Source organism: Streptomyces sp. NBC_01335 (assembly GCF_035953295.1).
Classification (GTDB): domain Bacteria; phylum Actinomycetota; class Actinomycetes; order Streptomycetales; family Streptomycetaceae; genus Streptomyces.
This window is the reverse complement of the sequence record NZ_CP108370.1, coordinates 2885915-2909075: the sequence shown is the minus strand read 5'-3', so window position 1 is coordinate 2909075 and position 23161 is coordinate 2885915. Positions and strand designations below refer to the sequence as shown.

22 protein-coding genes are annotated in these 23161 nt (G+C 71.8%); 11 read left to right on the top strand and 11 right to left on the bottom strand.

The genetic code is table 11. The features are described 5' to 3' along the window. Positions 1 to 11 precede the first annotated feature (11 nt). From OG599_RS12365 to OG599_RS12340, 6 genes are all read right to left on the bottom strand, one after another. Positions 12 to 653 carry an ArsR/SmtB family transcription factor gene (locus tag OG599_RS12365; RefSeq protein ID WP_327176037.1) on the bottom strand — a complete coding sequence of 214 codons (642 nt, stop codon included), beginning with the start codon at positions 651 to 653 and terminating at the stop codon, positions 12 to 14. A gap of 80 nt (positions 654 to 733) precedes the next feature. After that, on the bottom strand, positions 734 to 1672 hold the full coding sequence (locus OG599_RS12360) for a glycine betaine ABC transporter substrate-binding protein (RefSeq protein ID WP_327180013.1): 939 nt from the start codon (positions 1670 to 1672) through the stop codon (positions 734 to 736). 146 nt (positions 1673 to 1818) lie between these two features. After that, positions 1819 to 2694, bottom strand: a complete 876-nt coding sequence (locus OG599_RS12355; protein WP_327176036.1) for an ABC transporter permease — start codon at positions 2692 to 2694, stop codon at positions 1819 to 1821. Continuing rightward, the gene (locus OG599_RS12350) at positions 2691 to 3956 is read right to left on the bottom strand and encodes a betaine/proline/choline family ABC transporter ATP-binding protein (protein WP_327176035.1); all 1266 of its coding nucleotides are present in this window, start codon (positions 3954 to 3956) and stop codon (positions 2691 to 2693) included. Before OG599_RS12350 ends, OG599_RS12355 begins: the two co-directional genes overlap by 4 nt. Next, positions 3949 to 4596, bottom strand: coding sequence for an ABC transporter permease (locus tag OG599_RS12345; RefSeq protein WP_327176034.1), 648 nt, complete (start codon positions 4594 to 4596; stop codon positions 3949 to 3951). Before OG599_RS12345 ends, OG599_RS12350 begins: the two co-directional genes overlap by 8 nt. 18 nt (positions 4597 to 4614) lie before the next feature. Next, positions 4615 to 5088, bottom strand: coding sequence for an Lrp/AsnC family transcriptional regulator (locus OG599_RS12340; protein ID WP_327176033.1), 474 nt, complete (start codon positions 5086 to 5088; stop codon positions 4615 to 4617). A 134-nt stretch (positions 5089 to 5222) separates the two neighbouring features. On the opposite strand from OG599_RS12340, the gene hppD reads away from it, so the two are divergent. Both hppD and OG599_RS12330 read left to right on the top strand, forming a co-directional pair. Further along, positions 5223 to 6368 carry a 4-hydroxyphenylpyruvate dioxygenase gene (gene hppD / locus OG599_RS12335; RefSeq protein WP_327176032.1) on the top strand — a complete coding sequence of 382 codons (1146 nt, stop codon included), beginning with the start codon at positions 5223 to 5225 and terminating at the stop codon, positions 6366 to 6368. A gap of 182 nt (positions 6369 to 6550) precedes the next feature. Next, positions 6551 to 7369 (top strand): DUF4097 family beta strand repeat-containing protein, encoded by an 819-nt coding sequence (locus tag OG599_RS12330; protein ID WP_327176031.1) that lies wholly within the window; start codon positions 6551 to 6553, stop codon positions 7367 to 7369. 78 nt (positions 7370 to 7447) lie between these two features. Here the strand turns inward: OG599_RS12330 and OG599_RS12325 are convergent, their stop codons facing one another. After that, complete coding sequence (locus OG599_RS12325) at positions 7448 to 9214, bottom strand: tetratricopeptide repeat protein (protein ID WP_327176030.1); 1767 nt, start codon at positions 9212 to 9214, stop codon at positions 7448 to 7450. 97 nt (positions 9215 to 9311) lie between these two features. Between OG599_RS12325 and OG599_RS12320 the strand changes: the two genes are divergently transcribed. Continuing rightward, on the top strand, positions 9312 to 10688 hold the full coding sequence (locus tag OG599_RS12320; protein ID WP_327176029.1) for an FAD-binding oxidoreductase: 1377 nt from the start codon (positions 9312 to 9314) through the stop codon (positions 10686 to 10688). A 23-nt stretch (positions 10689 to 10711) separates the two neighbouring features. Here OG599_RS12320 and OG599_RS12315 read toward each other — a convergent pair whose 3' ends face one another. Continuing rightward, entirely contained in the window at positions 10712 to 11203 is a 492-nt protein-coding gene (locus OG599_RS12315) for an SsgA family sporulation/cell division regulator (RefSeq protein WP_327176028.1), read from the bottom strand. A 214-nt stretch (positions 11204 to 11417) separates the two neighbouring features. Between OG599_RS12315 and OG599_RS12310 the strand changes: the two genes are divergently transcribed. Then, positions 11418 to 13013, top strand: a complete 1596-nt coding sequence (locus tag OG599_RS12310) for an RDD family protein (RefSeq protein ID WP_327176027.1) — start codon at positions 11418 to 11420, stop codon at positions 13011 to 13013. Positions 13014 to 13188: 175 nt separating this feature from the next. Continuing rightward, on the top strand, positions 13189 to 13863 hold the full coding sequence (locus tag OG599_RS12305) for an RDD family protein (protein ID WP_327176026.1): 675 nt from the start codon (positions 13189 to 13191) through the stop codon (positions 13861 to 13863). A 55-nt stretch (positions 13864 to 13918) separates the two neighbouring features. On the opposite strand, the gene OG599_RS12300 is transcribed toward OG599_RS12305, so the two are convergent. After that, positions 13919 to 14206 carry a hypothetical protein gene (locus tag OG599_RS12300; protein WP_327176025.1) on the bottom strand — a complete coding sequence of 96 codons (288 nt, stop codon included), beginning with the start codon at positions 14204 to 14206 and terminating at the stop codon, positions 13919 to 13921. Between the two features lie 415 nt (positions 14207 to 14621). Here OG599_RS12300 and OG599_RS12295 point away from each other — a divergent pair, with 415 nt between their 5' ends. Both OG599_RS12295 and OG599_RS12290 read left to right on the top strand, forming a co-directional pair. Further along, positions 14622 to 16973, top strand: coding sequence for an immune inhibitor A domain-containing protein (locus OG599_RS12295; protein WP_442809673.1), 2352 nt, complete (start codon positions 14622 to 14624; stop codon positions 16971 to 16973). Between the two features lie 123 nt (positions 16974 to 17096). Further along, positions 17097 to 17441: a hypothetical protein gene (locus OG599_RS12290; RefSeq protein ID WP_327176023.1), complete on the top strand. Its 345-nt coding sequence runs from the start codon at positions 17097 to 17099 to the stop codon at positions 17439 to 17441. 7 nt (positions 17442 to 17448) lie between these two features. Here the strand turns inward: OG599_RS12290 and OG599_RS12285 are convergent, their stop codons facing one another. Together OG599_RS12285 and OG599_RS12280 are read right to left on the bottom strand one after the other, a co-directional pair. After that, positions 17449 to 18036, bottom strand: a complete 588-nt coding sequence (locus OG599_RS12285) for an isochorismatase family protein (RefSeq protein WP_327176022.1) — start codon at positions 18034 to 18036, stop codon at positions 17449 to 17451. A gap of 177 nt (positions 18037 to 18213) precedes the next feature. After that, positions 18214 to 19542 (bottom strand): nicotinate phosphoribosyltransferase, encoded by a 1329-nt coding sequence (locus OG599_RS12280; RefSeq protein WP_327176021.1) that lies wholly within the window; start codon positions 19540 to 19542, stop codon positions 18214 to 18216. An 80-nt stretch (positions 19543 to 19622) separates the two neighbouring features. Here OG599_RS12280 and clpS point away from each other — a divergent pair, with 80 nt between their 5' ends. The 4 genes from clpS to OG599_RS12260 all read left to right on the top strand — a co-directional run bounded on the left by clpS (position 19623) and on the right by OG599_RS12260 (position 23015). Next, positions 19623 to 19940 carry an ATP-dependent Clp protease adapter ClpS gene (clpS, locus tag OG599_RS12275; protein WP_327176020.1) on the top strand — a complete coding sequence of 106 codons (318 nt, stop codon included), beginning with the start codon at positions 19623 to 19625 and terminating at the stop codon, positions 19938 to 19940. A gap of 48 nt (positions 19941 to 19988) precedes the next feature. Further along, positions 19989 to 20573, top strand: coding sequence for a DUF2017 domain-containing protein (locus tag OG599_RS12270; protein ID WP_327176019.1), 585 nt, complete (start codon positions 19989 to 19991; stop codon positions 20571 to 20573). A gap of 393 nt (positions 20574 to 20966) precedes the next feature. Next, positions 20967 to 22397 (top strand): amino acid permease, encoded by a 1431-nt coding sequence (locus OG599_RS12265; protein ID WP_327176017.1) that lies wholly within the window; start codon positions 20967 to 20969, stop codon positions 22395 to 22397. A 195-nt stretch (positions 22398 to 22592) separates the two neighbouring features. Next, a complete protein-coding gene (locus OG599_RS12260) occupies positions 22593 to 23015 on the top strand; it encodes a M67 family metallopeptidase (protein WP_327176016.1) in 423 nt (140 codons plus the stop codon). Positions 23016 to 23161 lie beyond the last annotated feature (146 nt).

The following is a 23161-nucleotide window of genomic DNA, read 5'->3' as shown; positions in this document are numbered from 1 at the left end:
CCCGGCCACGGTCACTCCCCCCGGGGGAAGAGGTGGACGTGGGCGTGGACCGGCGCCGATCCCTCGGCGTCCTCGGCGACCCGGCCGCGGTAGCTCTCGACGAGCGCGTGGATCTTGTAGGCCAGCTCCCCGGCGAGCTCGGGCGTCAGCCGGAGGCGGAAGTCGCTCATGTCCCAGTGGTGCTGCCACGGTTCGGGCCACTCGTGCAGCGTGCCGAGCCAGGTGTTCAGCTCCTGGGTGTGTTTGGTGGCGGTCTCCATCAGGAAGACGCCCAGCGCGCCGCGGACCTCCGGGTCCGGATGCCCCACGAAGTCCTCGCTGTCGAACGACGTGCTCCGGTGGACCGCCCGCCACCAGCGCTCGCGGCCCCGGCCGAGCTCCGGGGCGTCGGCGACGAGACCGTGGGCGGCCAGCTGCCGGAGGTGGTAGCTGGCCGCCCCGCTGGACTCGCCGAGGCGTGCGCCGAGCGCGGTCGCCGTCGCCGGCCCCTGGTCCCGGAGGGCGGTCAGCAGCCGCATGCGCAGCGGGTGCGCCAGGGCCTTCAGCGCACCGGCGTCGAGCGGCCCGACCGGCGGGGCGGGGGCCGTCGCGGGGTCGGGGGAGGGGTGCGGGGCTTTCGGGCCGTTGCCGTCCTGGGCTTCTCCGGTCGTCATGACGCGAACCCTAGACGTACGAAGGCCCGTTGCAAAGAGTCTTTGCAACGGGCCTTTGCGTGTACGGGAGCCCTCCCGGCTCACCCCTCCTTGATGAACCCCTCCTCCACCAGCCACTCCAGCGCCACCGTGTGCGGGTCCGCGCCCTCCACGTCCACCTTGGCGTTGAGCTCCTGGGCGACCTCGGTCGTCAGCTTCGCGCTCACCGGGTCCAGCAGGTCGGCGATCACCGGGTACTTGTCGAAGGTCGCGGTGTGGATGACCGGCGCCGCGTTGTAGTTCGGGAAGAAGTGCTTGTTGTCCGCGAGCACGTCCAGATTCATCGCCTTGATCCGGCCGTCGGTCGTGAAGACCTCGCCCAGCAGGCAGGAGTCGGACTTGGACACCTGGGTGTAGATGATCCCGGCGTCCATCTTGCGGATGTTCGCGGCGGGCAGGGACATCCCGTACGCCTTCTCCATCCCGGGCAGACCGTCGTCGCGGGAGGCGAACTCGTTCTCCACGCAGACCGTCACCGCCGACGGGTTCTTCTTCGCCAGCGCCGCCACGTCCGACAGGTTCTTCAGCTTGTACTTCGCGTTGTTCTTCCGGCTGATGGCGAGCGCGTAGGTGTTGTTGAGGGTCGACTGGGGGAGCCAGGTCACCCCGTTGCGCCGGTCGGCGTCGCGTACCGCCTTCCACTGCTCCTCGGGGTCGTCGATCGGCTCCGCGTTGCCGAGGTAGGTGATCCAGCCGGTGCCGGTGTACTCGTACATCGCGTCCGCGTCGCCCTGAACGATGGCCTCGCGGGCGCTGATCGAGCCCGGGAGGTTGGTGCGGTCCAGCACCTCGGCGCCGGCCGCCTTGAAGACCAGGCCGATCATCTGACCGAGGATGATGTTCTCGCTGAAGTTCTTCGAGGTGACGGTGAGCGAGGCGCCCTTGAGCGGCTCGCCCGCGCCCACCGAACCCGGCTCCACCTCGTCCGCCATCGGCGACCCGCTCTTCAGCCCGCACCCGGTGAGCGCCAGCGCCAGCAGTACGGCCCCGACCGCCCCGGCACGCCGGCGCCGGGCCCCACGCCCACCGCGCCCCGCGCCCCCGGGCGCCACGAACCCGTACCCGTCCACGGTCCCGGACCCGGTGACCCCGTACGGCCCCGCGCCCCCGGACCCCGCCCGCGTCCTCACGGTGCCTCCAGTCCGCGCGGCGTCAGTACCAGCTCCACCAGCGAGGCCAGCCAGTCCACCAGCAGCGCCAGCACCACCGTCAGCACCGACCCCAGCACCAGCACCGGCATGCGCTGCGTCTGGATGCCCGAGGTGATCAGGTCGCCGAGCCCGCCACCGCCGCCGAACGTGGCCAGCGTGGCCGTACCCACGTTCAGCACCAGGGCGGTCCGCACCCCCGCCAGGATCAGCGGGACGGCGAGCGGCAGCTCCACCTTCGCCAGCGTGCCCGTACCCGACATCCCGATGCCCCGCGCGGCCTCGACCAGCGTCGGGTCGATCGACTTGAGCCCGGCCACCGTGTTGGAGAGCACCGGCAGCACCGCGTAGATCACCATGCCGGTGATCGCCGTCGACGGGCCGATGCCCAGCCAGATCACCAGCAGCGCCAGCAGGCCGATCGCCGGAGTGGCCTGGCCGATGTTGGCGATCGCGGTGAAGAGGGGAGCGGACCGCGACAGGCCCCTGCGGGTCAGCGCGATGCCCAGCGGAATCGCGATGATCAGCACCCAGAACGTCGAGATCGCCGTCAGCCGCACATGCTGCCACCAGCGCAGTTCCACCGTGTCGCCCGCGATCGAGTTCTCCGCGATGGAGTCCAGGCTGACGTTGTTGATCCAGAAGTACGTCGCCACCAGCACCGCGGCCAGCACCAGCGGCAGCACCACCAGCTTCTGCCAGGTGATCCGGCGCGGCGGACGCGCCGGGGGAGGGGGCGGCTCGCTCTCCTCGTCCCGGAACGCCACCCCCTTGACGTCGTGCTCGCCCGCCGGCCGGTCCGGCGTCCTGTCCCGGCCGGACGAGTCGCGGTCCTGGCGGCTGCTGGGGCTCATGCGCCGCCACCCCCCTCCAGCTCCTGCTCCGTCTGATGGCTGCGCAGCTCCTCCAGCTGGTGCTGGTGCTCCATCGCCGTGAGCCGGTCCGCCTCCAGCAGCTCCTGCACGTTGTCCATCAGGGTGCTCATGTCCACCACCCCGACGAACTCCCCGCGCCGCCCCGTCACCGCGGCCCGCCCGCCGCTGTCGGTGAGCACCGCCTCCAGCGCGTCGTGCAGCGTCGCGTCCCGGGTCACCGTGTCGTGCACCAGCTGTCCCGCCCGCGCGAGCGAGCCGCGTGCCCGCATCAGGTCGCCGCGCCGCAGCCACTTGTAGGGGCGGTTCTTGCGGTCCAGCATCAGCAGCTCGTTGTGCGGGCCGCTGCGCAGCTTGTTGAAGATGTCCTGGAGCGGGTCGTCCACCGTCACCGTCGGGAAGTCGGCGACGACCACGTCCCGGACCCTGGTGAGGTTGAGCCGCTTCAGCGCCGCGCCCGCCCCGACGAACCCGGAGACGAAGTCGTCGGTCGGGTTGGTGAGGATCGCCTCCGGGGTGTCGAACTGCGCGATGTGCGAACGCTCCCGCAGCACCGCGATCCGGTCGCCGAGCTTGATCGCCTCGTCGAAGTCGTGGGTGACGAACACGATCGTCTTGTGCAGCTCGTGCTGGAGCCGGATCAGCTCGTCCTGGAGGTGGTCGCGGGTGATCGGGTCGACGGCACCGAACGGCTCGTCCATCAGCAGCACCGGCGGGTCGGCGGCGAGCGCCCGCGCCACGCCCACACGCTGCTGCTGGCCGCCGGAGAGCTGGCGCGGGTAGCGGCCGTGGAACTCCCGGGGGTCGAGCCCGACCAGGTCGAGCATCTCCTCGACCCGGTCCTTCACCTTCCGCTTCGACCAGCCCACCATCTTCGGTACGAGGGCGATGTTGTCGGCGACCGTCATGTGCGGGAAGAGCCCCGAGGACTGGATCGCGTACCCGATCTTCCGGCGCAGCTTCACCGGGTCCATGTCGGTGACGTCCTCGTCGCCGATCCTGATCCGGCCGGACGTCGGCTCGATCAGCCGGTTGATCATCTTCAGCGTGGTCGACTTGCCGCAACCGGACGGGCCCACGAAGATCACCGTCTCGCCCGCCCTGATGTCCATGGAGACGTTCTCCACGGCCGGGTTCGGGTTGCCCGGGTACAGCTTGGTGAGGTTCTCCAGCTGGATCGTCGCCCCGGAGGTCTCGGCCGCCGCCTCCGGCTCGGCGGTGGCGTCGGCAGCGGTCTCAGACACGGATCCCCCTGGGAATGGTCAGCCGCCCGAGCAGCACGTACGCGGCGTCGAAGAGAAGCGCGAGGATGACGATGCCGAGCGTGCCGGCGAGGACCTGGTTGATCGCGTTGGCGCTGCCCAGCGAGGCGATGCCCCGGAAGATCTCGTTGCCGAGCCCGGGCCCCGAGGCGTACGCGGCGATCGCGGCGATGCCCATCAGCATCTGCGTGGCGACCCGGATACCGGTGAGGATCGGCGGCCAGGCGAGCGGCAGCTCCACCCGGCACAGCCGCGCGATCCGCGACATCCCGATGCCCTTCGCCGCGTCCACCAGCGACGGGTCCACCCCGCGCAGCCCCACGATGGAGTTACGCACGATGGGCAGCAGCCCGTACATCGTCAGGGTGATCACGGTCGGCGCCACACCCAGCCCGACCAGCGGGATCAGCAGACCGATCGCCGCCAGCGAGGGGATGGTCAGGATCGTCGCCGTCGACGTGATGGCGAACGAACCGCCCCAGCCGCTGCGGTAGCTGACCACCCCGATCACCACCCCCAGCACCGTCGCGATGACCATGCACTGGAAGACGGCGCTGACGTGCTGGAAGGCGTCGGTGAGCAGTTGCTGGTGCCGGGTCGTCACGTACTCCCAGAAGCTCAAGCGACGCACTCCCTCGGATCAGTCGGTGTCCCTCGCGGCCTGCTCCACGAGCGGGATGACGCGCAGCGGGACGGGGTTCTCCATGACGATCGCCGTGGAGGCCCGGACGATGCCATCAAAACCGACAACCCGGTCGATGACGCGCTGAAGATCGGCGTTCGACCGCGCCACGAGCCGGCACAGCATGTCCCCGTGCCCGGTCGTCGTGTGCAGCTCCAGCACCTCCGGTACGCCCATCAAGTGGGCCCGCACATCGGTGCCTTGACCCTGTTTGATCTCCAGCGTCGCGAAGGCGGTGACCGGGTACCCGAGCGCCGCCGGATCCACCTCGGGCCCGAACCCCCGGATGACTCCATTCGACTGAAGGCGGTCGAGGCGCGCCTGCACCGTCCCGCGCGCCACCCCCAGCCGCCGGGACGCCTCCAGCACCCCGATCCGGGGCTCCCGGGCCAGCAGCACGATCAGTTCCCCGTCCAGTCGGTCGATTCCCACGGTGCGCCCCGGCCCTTCGGATGTGATGGTCATCATGTACAGACAGCCCGCTCATACTGGCCGGTCACTGGACGGATTGTGCAGCGAAATCACGAACTGTTGCGCACCTTGCCGCGCGAGGGGAGCCTCGGAACATGACAGAGACTCTGCACACCACGCCCGACACCGCCCGGCAGGCCGACCCCTTCCCGGTGAAGGGAATGGACGCGGTCGTCTTCGCCGTGGGCAACGCCAAGCAGGCCGCGCACTACTACTCGACGGCCTTCGGCATGAAGCTGGTCGCCTACTCCGGACCGGAGAACGGCAGCCGCGAGACCGCGAGTTACGTCCTGACCAACGGTTCCGCCCGCTTCGTCCTCACCTCCGTCGTCAAGGCGTCCACCGACTGGGGCACCTTCCTGGAGGAGCACGTCGCGGCCCACGGCGACGGCGTGATCGACCTCGCCATCGAGGTCCCCGACGCCCGCGCCGCGTACGCGTACGCCGTCGAGCACGGCGCGCGCGGCATCACCGAGCCGCACGAGCTCAAGGACGAGCACGGCACGGTCGTCCTCGCCGCCATCGCCACGTACGGCACCACCCGCCACACCCTCGTCGAGCGCGGCGGCTACGACGGCCCCTACCTCCCGGGCTTCGCCGCCGCCGAGCCGATCGTCCAGCCCCCGGCGAAGCGCACCTTCCAGGCCGTCGACCACTGCGTCGGCAACGTCGAACTCGGCCGGATGAACGAGTGGGTGAACTTCTACAACCAGGTCATGGGCTTCACCAACATGAAGGAGTTCGTCGGCGACGACATCGCCACCGAGTACTCCGCCCTGATGTCGAAGGTCGTCGCGGACGGCACCCTGAAGGTCAAGTTCCCGATCAACGAACCGGCCGTCGCGAAGAAGAAGTCGCAGATCGACGAGTACCTGGAGTTCTACGGCAGCGCCGGTGTCCAGCACATCGCGCTCGCCACCAACGACATCGTCTCCTCCGTCCGCGCGATGCGCGCCGCCGGCGTGCAGTTCCTCGACACCCCCGACTCGTACTACGACACCCTCGGCGAATGGGCCGGCGAGACCCGCGTCCCGGTCGAGACGCTGCGCGAACTGAAGATCCTGGTCGACCGCGACGAGGACGGCTACCTGCTCCAGATCTTCACCAAGCCGGTCCAGGACAAGCCGACCGTCTTCTTCGAGATGATCGAGCGGCACGGTTCGATGGGCTTCGGCAAGGGCAACTTCAAGGCCCTCTTCGAGGCGATCGAGCGCGAGCAGGAGCGACGCGGAAACCTCTGAGCCGGTAGACCGGTAGACCGGTACGCGCCGGTCGGCCGCCGGTACGCCGGAGCCCGCGCCTCCACCCGGGGCGCGGGCTCCGCCGCGTCATGGACGGCCCGAACCGCGTCATGGACAGCCTGTGCCGTCATGGACAGCCCGTGCCGCGTCATGGACGGCCCGTCCCGGGGAAGACGGCACCCATGAACGCCACTTCCTCCCGGCGGGCACGCCGCCTGGCCCCCCTGCTGGTGGTCCTTCCGCTCCTCGCCGCGTGCGACGGGCACGACGGGGACTTCCGTACGCGCCCCGACGCCGTGACGGCCCCGGACCTCGGCGGGGACGCACGGCTCGTGATCACCACGGAGAACGGGGTGCGGCTGCGCCCGGCCGACGGGAAACACGCCGTCACCGACCCTCAGGTGCAGGCCCGTTGGTCGCACCGGGGTGACACCTGGGTGCTCGACCTGACCTGCCGCGACGTCGACGCCGACGGAGACGGGGACGGCCGGGACGGTGAGGGTGACGACCGGGGCGGCGACGGCGACCGGGGCGGGGCGTGCCCCCGGATGCCCGTGATCGACGTGCCCGCCGTCGCCTCCGTCACCGTCACCGCCCGGAACGCGGGCATCGACGTGGCCGGGGTCGCCGCGCCGCTGGACCTCACCACCGTCAACGGGGACGTGACCGTCGTACGGTCCGGGCGGGACGGCGCCACCGTCCGGCTCACCACCCGCAACGGCTCCGTACGCGCCGAGGACCTGCGCTCCGGCCGCCTGAACGCCGGGACGGTCAACGGGGACGTGACCCTCGCCGGCGCCACCGCGCCGTCCCCGCTCACCGCCGCCACCACCAACGGCTCGCTCCGGGTGTCGCTGCCGCACACCGCCCCCGCCTACCGCGTTGCCGCCACCACGCGCAACGGCACCACCTCGGTGACCCTGCCCACCACCGCCGACGCGAGCGGCCCCACCCTGACGCTCACCACCGTCAACGGCGACGCCATCGCCACCCGCGACTGACCTCCCGGCGACCGGCCGCCCCGCGACTGACCGCCCCACCCGCGACCGGCGGGACGGACCTTGGGCCCAGGCAGCCCCTCAGGCGGCCGGGGCGCCCTGCTTCGACCCGGCAGGCCCGGCAGGCCCGGCAGGCCCGGCAGGCCCGGCAGGCCCGGCAGGTTCGGCGGCCTGTGCGGCGGACGGCGCGGGCGCCGGAGCCGGGGGTGCGGCGGGTGCGGGAGCCGCCGGTGCTTCGCCCTGCGGCTCGGGGTCCGCCGCCGGATCAGGGGCCGGGTCCGGGGCGGCGGCCGGGGCGGAGGCCGGCCGCAGGTCCTGAGGGCCGCCCTCGGCCGGCTCGCCCAGTCCGTCCAGCGCCCGCCGGGCCGCCGGGGCGTCCAGCGGCGAGAACGCCGGGTCGGTGCGCAGGGCCTCCGCCAGATGGCGGCGGGCGGCCCCGACATCGCCCGACTCGGCCTCCATCACGCCCAGGTGGTACGCGTACGAGGCGCTGCGGAGCCCGCTGTCGGCCGCCTTGAGGGCGAACTCCATGCCCTCCTCCGTGCTGCCCGCCCGGTGCAGCGCCCAGCCGAGCGCGTCCGCGACCTCCGATCCGCGCCGCTGCCCCTCCCACGCGGCGCGCAGCCGCGCCACGGCCGCCTCCGGGTCGCCGTGGTCGCTCTCGTAGCGGGCCAGCGGCAGCGTCTCGTCCACCCCGTTCCGCTCCGCCGCCCCGGCCATCTTCAGGAACGTCGCGTACTGGCTGGCGGCGTCCCCGTCGAGGTCCAACGACTCGTACAGTTCGGCGAGTTCGAGGGCGTACTCGGGGCGCGGGAGGCGCTGGAGCACCCGCTGGTACTCCGCGAGCGCCTCGTCGGTGCGGCCCAGAGCGGTCAGTGCGCGGGCCCGTCCGGCGAGCGAGGCGTTGTGGCCCCGGTCGATGCGGAGCGCCGCGTCGTACTGCGCGAGTGCCTCCCCGGCCTCGCCGCGCTCGCGGGCCAGGTCGCCGAGGCGGTGCAGGGCCTCCGCCTTCTGCGCGGGGGTGACGGAGCGGTCGGCGGCCTCCTGCGCGGTGGCGAGCGCGTCCTCGCGCCAGCCCCGGTCGCGGTACAGCTCGGCGGTACGACCCAGGGCGGGAACGCCCTTGCGCAGGGCGGCGAACTTCTCGGTGGCCGTGCCGGCCGCCTCGTAGTCGCCGAGCCCGTTGTACGCGTCGATCAGCGCCGGGTACAGCGTCCACGTGCCGGGCGCGCGGTCCCGTACCGTCTCGCCCCACTTCTTCGCCGCCAGGAAGTCGTGGCGGGCGTCGGCGAGTTCGGCCAGCCCCACCCAGGCGGCGCCGTTGCCGCGGTCGCCCGGCTCGGCCGCCAGCGAGCGCTTCAGGGCCTGCTCGGCGCGCGGGTAGTACCCGAAGTCCGCGGACCGCCGGGCCCATTCGACGTATGCCGAACCGAGCGCCGCCCAGGCAGGGGCGTCCGCCGGGTGGCTCCGTACCCAGCTCTGCCGGTCGCCGATCAGGGCCGTCAGGTCGGAGAGCGAGGCCGGTGCCCCGGCGGTCGCCGCCGACCGGGCCCGGTCCGCCGCCCCCGGCGCCGCGGCGGGGGCCGGGGCGTCCTCCGGTACGGCCACCAGCGCGCCCGCCACCAGGACCCCGGCGGCCACCGCCCCGACCGCGGCCCGCCGCAGCGAGGTGCGCAGGGTGGGGGGCGGGGGCTGCACCTCGGCGTCCTCGGGCGGCGGGCCCCCGTCCGCCGGGTCCCGGGGCGGTCCGCCCTCGGGCGGCGCCTCCCACCCAGGCCCGTCGTGCGGGTGGGGAGAGGCGGACGGCGTCGTGCGGGCATCCGGGTCCTGCTGCGGCATGACATCCATACGATCACTTTGCGTCAGTACGAAGAGCACACCGCGCTCCGGAACAGCAGCCGCAGACGGGTTCACACCATTGGCCGCCGGGTGCCAGGGTGGAAGCATGGACCACCGGGACGATCTCCTCGAACGGCTTCGGGCGGGCCTGCCCGCCGAGGCCCTCCTCACCGACCCCGACGTCACCGCGTCGTACGCGCGCGACATGGCGAGCTTCTGCGACGCCGGATCGCCCCTGGTGGTCGTGCTCCCACGCACCGTCGAACAGGTCCAGCACGTCATGCGCACCGCGCACGCGCTGCGCGTACCGGTGGTGCCGCAGGGCGCCCGTACCGGCCTCTCCGGCGCCGCCAACGCCTCCGAGGGGTGCGTGGTGCTCTCCCTGGTGAAGATGGACCGGATCCTGGAGATCAGCGCGGTCGACCGGATCGCCGTCGTCGAACCGGGCGTCGTCAACGCCACCCTCTCCCGCGCCGTCGGCGAACACGGCCTCTCCTACCCGCCGGACCCCTCCAGCTGGGAGATGTGCACCATCGGCGGGAACATCGGCACCGCCTCCGGCGGCCTGTGCTGCGTCAAGTACGGCGTCACCGCCGAGTACGTACTCGGTCTCGACGTCGTCCTCGCCGACGGGCGCCTCCTCACCACCGGCCGCCGCACCGCCAAGGGCGTGGCCGGATACGACCTCACCCGGCTCTTCGTCGGCTCCGAGGGCAGCCTCGGCATCGTCGTCAAGGCCGTCCTCGCCCTCCGCCCCAAGCCGCCGCGCCAGCTCGTGCTCGCGGCGGAGTTCCCCTCCGCGGCGGCGGCCTGCGACGCCGTCTGCCGGATCATGGAGCGGGGACACGCCCCGTCACTCCTCGAACTGATGGACCGTACGACGGTCCGCGCGGTGAACGCGATGGCCCACATGGGCCTGCCCGAATCCACCGAGGCGCTCCTCCTCTGCGCCTTCGACACGCCCGACGCCCCCGCCGACCTCGCCGCCGTCGGCGCGCTCTGCACCGAGGCCGGAGCCACCGGAGTGGTCCCCGCCGACGACGTCGCCGAGTCCGAACTCCTGCTCCAGGCGCGCCGGATGTCGCTGACCGCGCTGGAGACCGTCAAGCCCGCCACGATGATCGACGACGTCTGCGTACCGCGCTCGCGGCTCGGCGCGATGATCGAGGGGACCGCCGCCGTCGCGGAGAAGTACGGACTCACCATCGGCGTCTGCGCCCACGCGGGCGACGGCAACACCCACCCCGTCGTCTGCTTCGACCCCGCCGACCCCGACGAGTCCCGCCGGGCCCGCGAGTCCTTCGACGAGATCATGGCGCTCGGCCTCGAACTGGGCGGCACCATCACCGGCGAACACGGCGTCGGCGTCCTCAAGAAGGAGTGGCTCGCCCGGGAACTCGGTCCGGTGGGGATCGAGTTGCAGCGCGGGATCAAGGCCGCCTTCGACCCGCTCGGCATCCTCAACCCGGGCAAGCTCTTCTGAACCACGTGCCCTGTCCACCACGCTCACGCCTCGTTGGAGTCCTGGGGCGCGTCGTCCGGGCCGAACGGGTCGGCGAGCCACAGGTCCTCGGCGGGCAGCGGGGAGAGCAGCTCGGCGAGCTCCTGGTCGAGCAACTCCCCCCAGGGGCCGTCGTTCTCCGTGCCCGGCGGGACCACGGTGAGGGTCCGCTCCAGCCACGCCGACACCGACGCGGACGGAACCTCCAGCAGGGCGTTGCCGTCCGGGGAGCTCAGCGCGACACAGATGACGTCGCGGTGCCCGACCCTCGTCGGCCAGATCCGCACGTCCCCGTGCCCGCACGGCCGGAACACCCCCTCGATCAGCAACTCCCGCGCGAACGTCCAGTGCACCGGGGACTCCGAGCCGACGTGGAAGACGATGTGCACGGCGTACGGGTCGTCCGCCCGGTACGTCAACCGGGCGGGTACGGGAATGGATCGCTCGGGCGACAGGACCAGCTTCAGTTCCAGCTCACGTTCCACGACGTTGCGCATGAGATGCACGACCTTTCGATGCCCAGGGACCGGTCCCGCGACCGGCCCGCACAAGGAGAGAGCGCGCTCCCCGTCCGCGATGACGCGACTTGAAGAGAAAATCTTCGAAGCGACCTGAAAGTGGCCCAAACACCAGGACCGGCCCGGGGGAAGGCGGTGGTCTGATAGATGTTGACTCTTGTGTTGCGGCTACGAAGAGATACGGGACCCGCTGATGAGCGCGCCAACTCCGGCACCCGGTGACGAACGCCCCCGTGAGGGGTACTACCCCGATCCCTCCATCCCCGGCTACGTCCGCTACTGGAACGGCGCTTCGTGGGTTCCCGGGACGTCCCGCCCCGCTCCGGGGCAGGACGTGAACGCCTCCGCCACGGGGGCGCCCGCGGAGGCGCACCACGGGGCCCCCGCCCCCGCCGCGCCCGTGGAGGAGACCGGGCCGGTCTTCTTCGACGAGGAGGAAGCGGCCCAGGAGGCCGCCGCCGCGGCCCGGTTCGACCCGTCCCGGCAGGCCCCGGTCCACCCCGGCGGCCTCCCCGTCGAGCGCGCCCACCAGCCCGAGCCCGCCACCGCCTGGCAGGCCGACTCGGCCCGGCAGGCCGGCTTCGGCAACGACGCCGACCGGCGCGTCTCCTGGGGCGGTGGCCCGGGCGAGGCCCAGGTGCCCGGCCAGGGCGCCCGCGGCGGAGCCGACCCGCGCGCCGTCGAGGCGGGCCCGGACCCGCGCCGCCCGGCGCTGCCGCACGGCGCCGCACCGGCCGCGCTGCCCGCCGGACGCGACGGCGGCCACGACGGCCCGGTCCACGCCGCGCCCGACGCCCGCTCCGTCGCCCCGTCGCCCGCCGGGCCCCAGCTGCCGCAGCCCGCACAGCCGCAGTCCGCGCAGCAGCAGGCCGCCGCACCGGCACGCGACCCCTTCCGCGCCCAGGGCGCCCAGGCCGGCCCCGGACAGGGCGCCACCTCCTGGGCCCAGCAGGGCCCCCAGGCCCAGCCGGCACCCCAGGCCCAGCCGGCGCCCCAGGCCCCGCAGGCGCCCCGGATCCAGCAGGCCCCGCAGGCGTACCAGCCGCCCCCGCAGGCCCCGCAGGCCCCGCAGACCCCTCAGGTCCCCCAGGCCCAGCACCAGGCCCAGCGGGCCCCGCAGGGGTACCAGCCGCAGCAGGCCGCCCAGCAGCTCGCCCAGTCGGCCGCCCAGCAGGCGCAGGCCACCGCCGGTCCCGGGCCCTACGGCGGTCCCGGGGCGGCCGGGCCGCAGGCGGCGGAGCCGCCCGTCGTGCCGTGGAAGCCGCCGGTGGACGACCCGTTCCAGCAGATGGCCCGCGCCCAGTCGGCGGGCCGGCCCGCCGGACTCGGCCGTCGGCTCGTCGCCCGGGTCCTGGACACGGTGGTGCTGGGCGCGCTCGTCGGCGCGGCCGGGTTCCCGCTGGTCACCGCGGCGATCGACCACATGGACGCGAAGATCGAGGCCGCGAAGCTCTCCGGCCGCACGGTGACGGTCCATCTGCTGGACGCCACCACCACCGGGCAGCTCGGCGGGGTGCTCGCCGCGTTCCTCGTCGTCGGCTTCCTGCTGGAGGCGCTGCCGACCGCGAAGTGGGGCCGGACGCTCGGCAAGAAGCTCCTCGGCATTCAGGTCCGCGACGTCGAGTCGCAGGACGTGCCCACCCTGGGGGCGGCGCTGCGCCGTTGGCTCGTCCACGGTCTCCTCGGGCTGCTGGTGATCGGGGTGCTCGACGCCGCGTGGTGCCTGTTCGACCGGCCCTGGCGCCAGTGCTGGCACGACAAGGCGGCCCGTACCTTCGTCGCGGGCTGACCAGCCGTCACGTACGGGCGGGCGACGGACCGGGGGTCGTACCGGGGCCGGGGGCCGTACCAGGCCCCGGAGGTCGCGCCGGCGCCGGACGGTCACCGCCCCGTCGGCTGACGGTCCGTCACTCGAAAGCACCTGAGCCGTTGCGGCGCGGTGCCCGGCGGGGTGCACTGCCCGCATGAGCAACGACGCGCCGACGCCCGGCCAGCCGCCCGAGGACGACGATCCGTTCCTCAAGAAGCCGCAGGACCCCCCGCCGTCGTCGGGCTCGCCGTACGACGGCGCGCCGCCGCCACCTCCGCCCCCGCCTCCGCCGCCCTACGACCCGGGGCCGTACGGCGGCGGCCCGTACGGTGGCGCCGACCCGCTCGCGGGGATGCCACCGCTCGGCGCGCAGGGGACGCGCATCCTGGCGCGGCTGATCGACTTCCTGATCATCTCGATCCCGCTCTATCTGATCTCGCTGCCCTTCGGCGGCGCCGTCGACATCACCTCCGACAACGGCGACAGCGACGTGGGCGACGCCGTCACCAACACCTACAGCGGGCACCAGCTGATCTGGTCGCTGATCGCGCTGGTCTGCTACGTCGGGTACGACACCTACTTCACGCACAAGGACGGCCGCACGCCGGGCAAGAGGCTGCTGAAGCTGCGCGTCGCGATGCTGAGCGACGGCAGCGTGCCCTCCACCAACGCCTCGCTGATGCGCGCGGTCGTGCTCTGGCTCCCCGCGCTCCTGTGCTGCCCGTGCCTGTGGTGGCTCATCAACATCGTGCTGATGTTCACCGACAAGCCGTACCGGCAGGGCCTGCAGGACAAGGCGGCCAAGACGGTCGTGGTCAGTGTCCGCTGAGCGGGGCGCCGGGCGGGCACGGGTGCCCGCGCACGGGCGGACGGTGCGCGGGAGGTCAGCGCCGCACGTGTCCGCCGACGCGCTCCTCGGCGGCGGTTCCGCTCTCCCGGGAGGCGCGGGCGGGGGTCCGGTACGGGCGGGTCGCGCCGGCCGGGACCGGTCCGCGGCCCCAGCGGGGCGCCGGGACGGCCACCGCCACCAGTACGCCCAGCACCAGCGCGGAGAGGCAGACGACGCCCACCTCGGCGGCCGACGAGGCGCCGGTGAGCAGCAGCAGGGCGAGGGTGACGAGGACGACGGTGGCGCAACCGTAGACGAGCTGTGCGGCAGTCGGACGCGGCATGGCGGTATCCGTCCTGGAAGGCGTCGGATGAGAGGCCCGCCCACGCGGCGGGACGGCCCCGGGGGCCTGGACGGTGGATGCCCGTGAGGGAGGCGGATAAGCCTTGCCTCACCCCAACGCCGGTGCACGGGGGGCGCATTGGCTCATAACGTGTGCCGATGCGGCTCCAGGGCGCGCCGGTTGGCCAAACTGTGATTGTCCGAATACCGGAAGGCGGCTCCTGCATAGTGCACTTGGCCGGTACAAGTCAAGATCTGTCTTTTCTCCAGCAACTCCGATCGAATGTCGTCACTTGTGACGCGTCCACGTGCGCGCGGCCCCCAGTCACCCCCTGGCCGCGCACGCGAACGCCCGGGGAGGACATCAGGTGACCAGTAAGAGAAGCGGCCTCCGTGCCACCGCCGTCGTCGTGGCCATGGCCGCGAGCGCGGCCACCGCGTCGACGTTCTTCGTCGCGCAGGCGGCGCAGTCGACGACGCCGGCCGGCACGTCCATCACCAAGAGCCACGACCCGGCTCCGGAGAAGGCCGAAGAGCACAACCTCGAAGGCCCGTTCAGCGAGAAGCAGAACAGCGAACGCCAGGCGGCGCTGGAACAGGTCATCTCGGGCGACAAGAAGGTGACCGACCGCGGCGGCTCCAAGGTCGTCAAGCTCGACGACAAGAAGTACGTCGAGCTCGGCCGCGAGAAGACCGACAAGATCTTCACCATCCTGGTCGAGTTCGGTGACCAGGTGGACAACTCGACGATGTTCGACCCGGACGGCTCCGGCCCCGAGGCGCCGGTCGTCAAGTTCGGCGGCACGCCGGGTCCGGCGCACAACCAGATCGCCCAGCCCGACCCGAAGAAGGACAACAGCACCGCCTGGCAGGCCGATTACAACCAGGCGCACTTCCAGGAGCTGTACTTCGGCACCAGCGCGACCTCCAACTCGCTGACCAAGTACTACGAGAAGACCTCGTCCGGCCGCTACTCGGTCAACGGCGAGGTCTCCGACTGGGTCAAGATCCCTTACAACGAAGCCCGTTACGGCTCCAACTACTGCGGCGCCAGCAGCTGCGCCAGCGTGTGGGACGCCGTCCGCGACGGCGTCAACGCGTGGACCGCCGACCAGAAGGCCAAGGGCTCCACCACGGAGCAGATCAAGGCCGACCTGGCCCAGTACGACCAGTGGGACCGCTACGACTACGACGCCGACGGCAACTTCAACGAGCCCGACGGCTACATCGACCACTTCCAGATGGTCCACGCGGGCGAGGACGAGTCGGCGGGCGGCGGTGTCCAGGGCGAGAACGCCATCTGGGCGCACCGCTGGTACGCGTACGGCACCAACGCCGGGGCGACCGGCCCGACCGGCAACAAGGCGGGTGGCGCGCAGATCGGCGACACCGGCATCTGGGTCGGCGACTACACCGTCCAGCCCGAGAACGGCGGACTGGGCGTCTTCGCCCACGAGTACGCCCACGACCTCGGTCTGCCGGACCTCTACGACACCTCCGGTGCCGGCGAGAACTCGGTCGGCTTCTGGTCCCTGATGTCGGCGGGCTCCTGGCTCGGCCGCGGCCAGGGCGAGATCGGTGACACCCCCGGCGACATGACCGCCTGGGACAAGCTGCAACTCGGCTGGCTGGACTACGACACGGCGAAGGCCGCGACCAACTCCAGCCACAAGCTGGGCGTTTCGGAGTACAACACGGCCAACAAGCAGGCGCTGGTCGTCAACCTTCCCGACAAGGAGGTCACGACCTCCGTCGTCACGCCCGCCCAGGGCGCCAAGCAGTGGTGGAGCGGCAGCGGCGACAACCTGTCGAACACGCTGACCCGTTCGGTCGACCTGACCGGCAAGACGTCCGCCTCGCTCGACCTCTCGGGCTGGTACGACATCGAGGCCGAGTACGACTACCTCTACACCGAGGTTTCCACCGACGGCGGCGCCAACTGGACCGCCATCGACGGCACGGCCGACGGCAAGGAGCTGCCGCGCGACGCCAGCGACAAGCCGGCCCTGACCGACGCGTCCGGCGTGTACAAGAAGCTCTCGTACCCGCTCGACGCCTACGCGGGCAAGAAGATCGACCTCCGCTTCCGCTACGCCTCCGACGGCGGAGTGGCCGGAAAGGGCTTCACCGCCGACGCGCTCACCATCAGCGCCGACGGTGCCGTGATCTTCTCGGACGACGCCGAGGGCGACGACAACGGCTGGACGTCGAAGGGCTTCTCGCGGATCGGCGCGTCGTTCACCAACGACTACCCGCAGTACTACATCGCCGAGAACCGGCAGTACACCTCGTACGACGAGACCCTCAAGGTCGGCCCGTACAACTTCGGCTTCTCCACCACCCGCCCGGACTGGGTCGAGCACTACGCGTACCAGAACGGCCTGATGGTCTGGCTGTGGGACACCTCGCAGGCGGACAACAACACCTCCGCCCACCCGGGCCAGGGCCTCATCCTGCCGGTCGACTCGCACGCCAAGCCGCTGAAGTGGACCGACGGAACGATCCTGCGCAACAAGATCCAGCCGTTCGACGCCCCGTTCAGCTGGTACCCGAACCAGGGCTTCACGCTCCACAACGCGGACGTGGCGCTGAAGATCAAGCCGACCCTCGGCGTCCCGGTCTTCGACGACCACAAGGGCACCTACTGGTACGCGGAGAACCCGACCGGAAGCGTCAAGGTCTCTGACACCAACACGCGCCTCACCATCGTCAACGAGCCGCTCAACGGCTCGACGATCACCGTGAAGGTCGGCCCCTCGACCAAGTAATTCGCATCACTGCAGGTCAAAGCATGATCGGCCGTCGCCCTCTAGCGGGCGGCGGCCGATCGTGTTTAGGTGCCTCTTATTCCGATCCTTATTGACACGACGTCTCACGGGGGAGCGCGAAGCATGGCAGGCGGAGGATTCAGCAGATTGCCGGACGGCTCGGTGGTGGTGGCACTCACCCTGGCCCGTCCGCCCCACGGGGCCCGTCCCGGCGCCCCCGTACGGATACTCGTCCACGCGGCCAACCGGGCCCGCGCCCTCACCCGGCTGCGCAACCTCGGACTGCGCGCGGTCTACCTCCGGGGCAACAGCCAGCCGCCCACCCCGGACGAGATCACCGCCGTGCTGCACCACCCGGACGGCCTGCTCTGGCGGGACGCCCCACAGACCGCCCAGGAGCTCTGGCACCCCATCCGCGCCCTGATGGGCCCGGCCGGACACCCGGGCCCGGCCAGACCCGCCGCGTAGCCTCCCGTCAGGCGACGACCGGCTCGCCCGACAGCGCCACACCCGCCGCGCGGAGCTCCTCCAAGGCCCGCGCGGTGGTGGGCGCCGCGACACCCGCCGTCAGGTCCAGCAGCACCTGGGTGGCGAAGCCCTCGCGCGCCGCGTCCAGCGCGGTCGCCCGCACGCAGTGGTCGGTGGCGATGCCCACCACGTCCACCTCGGTGACCTGGTGGTCGCGGAGCCACTGCGCCAGCCCCACCGCGTTCTCGTCGAGCCCCTCGAAACCGCTGTACGCCGCCGCGTACGCACCCTTGTCGAACACCGCGTCGATCGCCCCGGAGGCCACGGCGGGCGCGAAGTTCGGGTGGAACCCCACCCCCTCCGTACCCGCCACGCAGTGCACCGGCCACGAGTGCTCGAAGTCGGGCGTGGCCGAGAAGTGGTCGCCCGGGTCGACGTGGTGGTCCCGGGTGGCCACCACGTGGCGGTAACCGGCCTGGGCCTCACCGATCAGATCGGTGATCGCGGCGGCCACGTCGGCGCCACCGGCGACGGCGAGGCTGCCGCCCTCACAGAAATCGTTCTGAACGTCCACGACGATCAACGCGCGGTGCATGGCGGGTGTCCTTCGGTGGGGGAGCGAATGGCTGCGGGGGGTGGGTACCGGTGGGTACCGAGCCTAGGTAATCGAGGGCCGACGCGGGAGACGTACGTACCCTCCGGTACGCACCGGCCGCCCCTCCGGTACGGTCCGGCCGCCGGGGTACGGACCGACCGCCGGCCGGACCCGGGCTCAGACGTACTCGGTCGGCAGCACCGGCTCGCCCCGGGACAGCTGCAACGCCGACATCGGGAGCGCCGCGCGCGCCGCGATGTGCCGCTCGCGGGCCGCCTCCAGCGACTCCCGGGCCACCACCTCGCCGCCCCGCACCAGCTCCACCAGCAGCTCCTGGCCGGCCAGCTCCGCCGGTACGGGACCGGTGCCGACCACCTCCGCCTCGGCGACGCCCTGCGCGTCGAGGCGGCGGGCCGCCCACTTGCGCCCGCCCATCGACGACTTGGCGCCCAGCGACTTCTTCGCCACCGGCGTCAGCGGAGCGGCCGGATCGGCGGACGCGGCCCGCGCCACCAGCTTGTAGACCATCGAACAGGTCGGGCTGCCGCTGCCGGTGACCAGCTGCGTCCCCACCCCGTACGCGTCCACCGGCGCGGCGGCCAGCGAGGCGATGGCGTACTCGTCCAGGTCCGAGGTGACCACGATCTTCGTCTCCGTCGCGCCCAGCTCGTCCAGCTGCTGCCGCACCCGGTGAGCGACCAGCAGCAGGTCCCCGGAGTCGATGCGTACGGCGCCCAGCTCGGGTCCGGCGACCTCCACGGCCGTACGGACCGCCTCGGCCACGTCGAAGGTGTCCACCAGCAGCGTGGTGCCCCGGCCCAGCGACTCCACCTGCGCCCGGAAGGCGTCCCGCTCGGTGTCGTGCAGCAGGGTGAAGGCGTGCGCGCTGGTACCCACGGTCGGGATGCCGTAGCGGAAGCCCGCCGCCAGGTCGGACGTGGTGTGGAAGCCGCCCACGTACGCGGCGCGGGCGGAGGCGACCGCCGCCAGCTCGTGCGTACGGCGCGCCCCCATCTCGATCAGGCCCCGGCCGCCCGCCGCGGCCGACATCCGGGACGCGGCGGCGGCGATGGCCGAGTCGTGGTTGAGGATCGACAGCACCACCGTCTCCAGCAGCACGCACTCGGCGAACGAGCCCTCCACCCGGAGCACCGGTGAGCCGGGGAAGTAGACCTCGCCCTCCGGGTAGCCCCAGATGTCACCGCTGAAGCGGAAGCCCGCCAGCCATTCGAGGGTCGGCTCGTCCACGACCTCCTGCTGGCGCAGGAACGCGATCATCTCGTCGTCGAAGTGGAAGTTCTCCACGGCGTCCAGCACCCGTCCGGTCCCCGCCAGGACGCCGTACCGCCGCCCCTCGGGCAGCCGCCGGGTGAACGCCTCGAAGACGGAGCGCCGGTCGGCCGTGCCCGCCTTGAGGGCCGCCTGCACCATCGTGAGTTCGTACTGGTCGGTGAAGAGTGCGGTCGACGGCACTCCGACCCGTCGCCCCAGGTCCGCTGAGTTCATGACCGGGATGCTACTCCACATTTCGTCAGAGTGACGAGATGTGGGGTCCGTTTGTGCGCGGTGACCCATCGAGTGGCAGCATGGGAGGGGTGAGCGTCGCTTCCCCCGTAGAGATCGAACGTCCCGAGTCGGCCGAGGAGACCTTCGCCGTCCCCGAGCCCGACGTCCCCTGGGTGACGCTGGTGCACAACGACCCGGTCAACCTCATGAGCTACGTGACGTACGTCTTCCAGGCGTACTTCGGCTACTCCAAGGACAAGGCCCACAAGCTCATGCTCGACGTGCACCAGAAGGGCCGCGCCGTCGTCTCCAGCGGAAGCCGCGAGGAGATGGAGCGCGACGTCCAGGCCATGCACGGCTACGGGCTCTGGGCCACACTCACCCAGGACCGCAACTGACTCCGTACACCGCCCGCCCCACGCCCCCGCCCCAGTAACGGAGAACCCATGGCCGGCCACTTCGAGGCCACCCCCGACGGCGGCGCGGCCGTCGCGCTCGACGAGGTGGAGATCTCCATCCTGCGCTCCCTCGCCGTCCAGCTGCTCGAACTCGTCGGCCCCGGGGACCAGGCCGCCGAGGGATCGGACCCGCTCGCCGCCCTCTTCGCCGAAGGCCCCAGCGAACCGCCCACCGACCCCGCCCTCGCCCGACTCTTCCCCGACGCGTACGGCGACGACGACAAGGAACTGCGCGAAGCCTCCTCCGAGTTCCGCCGCTTCACCGAGATCGACCTGCGCGCCCGCAAGCGCGAGGACGCCCTCGCCGTCGTACGCTCCCTCGACTCCGTCACCACCGACGAGGACGGCAGCGGCGAACTCCGCCTCACCGCCGACGAGTCCCGCCAGTGGCTCGGCGCCCTCAACGACCTGCGCCTCACCATCGGCACCCGGCTGGAGGTCGGCGACGACGACCAGGGCCAGGAGGGCTCCCTCTACCGGCTCCCCGACAGCGACCCGCGCAAGCCGATGGTGCTCGCCTACCTCTGGCTCGGCGCCCTCCAGGAGACCCTCGTCGAAACCCTGATGTCCTGACCGTGCCCTGACCGCCGCGCACCGTGCGGCCGGTGCGCCACGCACCCCGCGCCCGATGCGCCGCGCACCTCGCGCCCGGTGTTTCGCGGGAAGCGACCAGTGGCTCAGAAAAGCCTCAAATCCGGGTAACGATCGCGTCACCCGGACGGCCGCTTTTGCAGTGCCCCAAAACCCTTGTCCGCTTTTTCCTGTGGTCTGCGCCACAGAATGTCCGAGGGTGCCCCGAGATGGCCGTGATAGATCTTCACGACCGCCGGGGGCGCCATCCCTGTTTCCCGGGGGCGCTGTCCGCCGGCCGACCGCCGGCGGCACTCCATTCGATTCCGGGGGGAACAGGACACGGTCCACGGCCCCACAAGGCCGCGGCCCGTCGTGGAGAAAGGGCGCAGCACCATGACATCCGCAGAGGTCGACAGTGGGCAGCCGGACCGGGATTCCGCCGGCGCCCACGGAAACGGCGAGGGTTACCAGCGCGGCCTGGGCGCCCGCCAGATCCAGATGATCGCGATCGGCGGAGCCATCGGCACCGGGCTCTTCCTCGGCGCGGGCAAGGCCATCGCCAAGGCCGGGCCCAGCCTGATCCTCGCCTACGCCGTAGCGGGCCTGGTCATCTTCTTCATCATGCGCGCCCTCGGCGAACTCCTCATGTACCGGCCGGTGTCGGGCTCCTTCTCGGAGTACGCGCGCGAATTCGTCGGCCCCTTCGCCGGATTCGTCACCGGCTGGACGTACTGGCTCTTCTGGGTCGTCACCGGAATCACCGAAGTGACCGCCGGCGCCCAGTACATGACCTACTGGTTCAACATTCCGCAGTGGGTCTCCGCACTGTTCTTCACCCTGGTGCTGTACGGAGTCAACCTCATCTCCGTGAAGGTGTTCGGCGAGCTCGAATTCTGGTTCTCGATGGTCAAGGTGACCGCCATCCTCGGCATGATCCTCATCTGCGCCGGAATTCTCACCCTCGGTTTCTCCGACGCCGGGGAGACCGCCTCCGTCACCCATCTCTGGTCCGACGGCGGGTTCTTCCCGCACGGCATCAGCGGCACCCTGATGACCCTGCAGATCGTCATGTTCGCCTTCCTCGCCGTCGAGTTGGTCGGCGTCACCGCCGGTGAGTCCAAGGACCCGAAGACCGTGCTGCCCAAGGCGATCAACACCGTGCCCTGGCGCATCGCCGTCTTCTACGTCGGCGCGCTGATCATGATCCTGTCGGTGGTGCCGTGGGCCGAATTCGAGCCCGGCGTCTCCCCGTTCGTCGCCGCCTTCCAGAAGATGGGCCTCGGCGTCGGCGCCGGGATCGTCAACTTCGTCGTCCTCACCGCCGCCCTGTCGTCCTGCAACTCCGGGATGTACTCCACCGGGCGCATGCTCCGCGACCTCGCCCTCAACGGCCAGGGCCCCCGCGCCTTCACGCGGCTCACCCGCAGCGGCACCCCGCTCGTCGGCACCACCTTCTCGGCCGCCCTCATGCTGGCCGGCGTCTGGGTCAACTACCAGTGGCCCGGACAGGCGTTCACCTACGTCGTCTCCTTCGCCACCATCTCCGGCATGTGGGCCTGGATCATGATCCTCGTCTGCCAGCTCCGCTACCGCGCCCGCGCCGACCGCGGCGAACTCCCGCACTCCGCGTTCCGGGCCCCCGGCTCCCCGTACACCAGCGGCTTCGCCCTCGCCTTCATCGGCGTGGTCGTCGTGATGATGGCCATCGACAAGGACACCCGGATCTCGCTCTACTGCGCCCCGTTCTGGGCGCTCCTCCTCGGCGTCTCCTACCTGGCACTCAGGTCCCGCGACCCGCAGAACGCGGCCTTCGCCAAGCGCTGACCCCGGCGCCCGCCCGCACCCGTCCCGGCGCGGGCCCAACACCCCACCGTGCGCGGCGCGTACCACCGCTGCCGCGCCCATGACCACCTCTCCCACGAGCCGCCCGGCCGCCCCAACGGCCCCGGCGGCCGGCCGGCCGGGTCCCGGCCCACCGCACCTCGGTGGGCCGGGACCCGCCTGCTTATCCTGGGCGCCATGCTGACCCTCACCCAGGCCCTGTACGACAGAATCGTCGCGCACGCCCGCGCCGACCACCCCGACGAGGCGTGCGGCGTGGTCGCGGGACCGGCCGGCACGGGCCGCGCCGAGCGCTTCATCCCGATGCTCAACGCCGCCCGCTCGCCCACGTTCTACGAGTTCGACTCGGGCGACCTCCTCAAGCTCTACCGCGAGATGGACGACCGCGACGAGGAGCCGGTCGTCGTCTACCACTCGCACACCGCGACCGAGGCCTACCCCTCGCGCACCGACGTGACGTACGCCAACGAGCCGGAAGCCCACTACGTCCTCGTCTCCACCGCCGACACCGACGAGGCGGGCCCGTTCCAGTTCCGCTCGTACCGCATCGTGGACGGTGTGATCACGGAGGAAGACGTGGAGATCGTCGCGGCCTACTGAGCCGGCGCACCGGACCCGCGTACGTCGGGCGGCACACCGCAATCCACGGGCGGCGGGGTCCCACCGGGCCCCGCCGCCCCCGTGCGTCCGGCGCCGCCGACCAGGGCGCCACGGAGCGCGAAGTCCGCATGATGAACGGTCTTGTT

Excerpts from the sequence above, each read along its gene's own strand:
- OG599_RS12355 (WP_327176036.1), bottom strand. The coding sequence starts at position 2,694 with ATGAGCCCCAGCAGCCGCCAGGACCGCGACTCGTCCGGCCGGGACAGG.
- OG599_RS12325 (WP_327176030.1), bottom strand. The coding sequence starts at position 9,214 with ATGGATGTCATGCCGCAGCAGGACCCGGATGCCCGCACGACGCCGTCC.
- OG599_RS12330 (WP_327176031.1), top strand. The coding sequence starts at position 6,551 with ATGAACGCCACTTCCTCCCGGCGGGCACGCCGCCTGGCCCCCCTGCTG.
- OG599_RS12305 (WP_327176026.1), top strand. The coding sequence starts at position 13,189 with ATGAGCAACGACGCGCCGACGCCCGGCCAGCCGCCCGAGGACGACGAT.
- clpS (WP_327176020.1), top strand. The coding sequence starts at position 19,623 with ATGGGAGGGGTGAGCGTCGCTTCCCCCGTAGAGATCGAACGTCCCGAG.
- OG599_RS12365 (WP_327176037.1), bottom strand. The coding sequence starts at position 653 with ATGACGACCGGAGAAGCCCAGGACGGCAACGGCCCGAAAGCCCCGCAC.
- OG599_RS12285 (WP_327176022.1), bottom strand. The coding sequence starts at position 18,036 with ATGCACCGCGCGTTGATCGTCGTGGACGTTCAGAACGATTTCTGTGAG.
- OG599_RS12320 (WP_327176029.1), top strand. The coding sequence starts at position 9,312 with ATGGACCACCGGGACGATCTCCTCGAACGGCTTCGGGCGGGCCTGCCC.
- OG599_RS12315 (WP_327176028.1), bottom strand. The coding sequence starts at position 11,203 with ATGCGCAACGTCGTGGAACGTGAGCTGGAACTGAAGCTGGTCCTGTCG.
- hppD (WP_327176032.1), top strand. The coding sequence starts at position 5,223 with ATGACAGAGACTCTGCACACCACGCCCGACACCGCCCGGCAGGCCGAC.
- OG599_RS12310 (WP_327176027.1), top strand. The coding sequence starts at position 11,418 with ATGAGCGCGCCAACTCCGGCACCCGGTGACGAACGCCCCCGTGAGGGG.
- OG599_RS12260 (WP_327176016.1), top strand. The coding sequence starts at position 22,593 with ATGCTGACCCTCACCCAGGCCCTGTACGACAGAATCGTCGCGCACGCC.
- OG599_RS12280 (WP_327176021.1), bottom strand. The coding sequence starts at position 19,542 with ATGAACTCAGCGGACCTGGGGCGACGGGTCGGAGTGCCGTCGACCGCA.
- OG599_RS12295 (WP_442809673.1), top strand. The coding sequence starts at position 14,622 with ATGGCCGCGAGCGCGGCCACCGCGTCGACGTTCTTCGTCGCGCAGGCG.
- OG599_RS12265 (WP_327176017.1), top strand. The coding sequence starts at position 20,967 with ATGACATCCGCAGAGGTCGACAGTGGGCAGCCGGACCGGGATTCCGCC.
- OG599_RS12290 (WP_327176023.1), top strand. The coding sequence starts at position 17,097 with ATGGCAGGCGGAGGATTCAGCAGATTGCCGGACGGCTCGGTGGTGGTG.
- OG599_RS12300 (WP_327176025.1), bottom strand. The coding sequence starts at position 14,206 with ATGCCGCGTCCGACTGCCGCACAGCTCGTCTACGGTTGCGCCACCGTC.
- OG599_RS12270 (WP_327176019.1), top strand. The coding sequence starts at position 19,989 with ATGGCCGGCCACTTCGAGGCCACCCCCGACGGCGGCGCGGCCGTCGCG.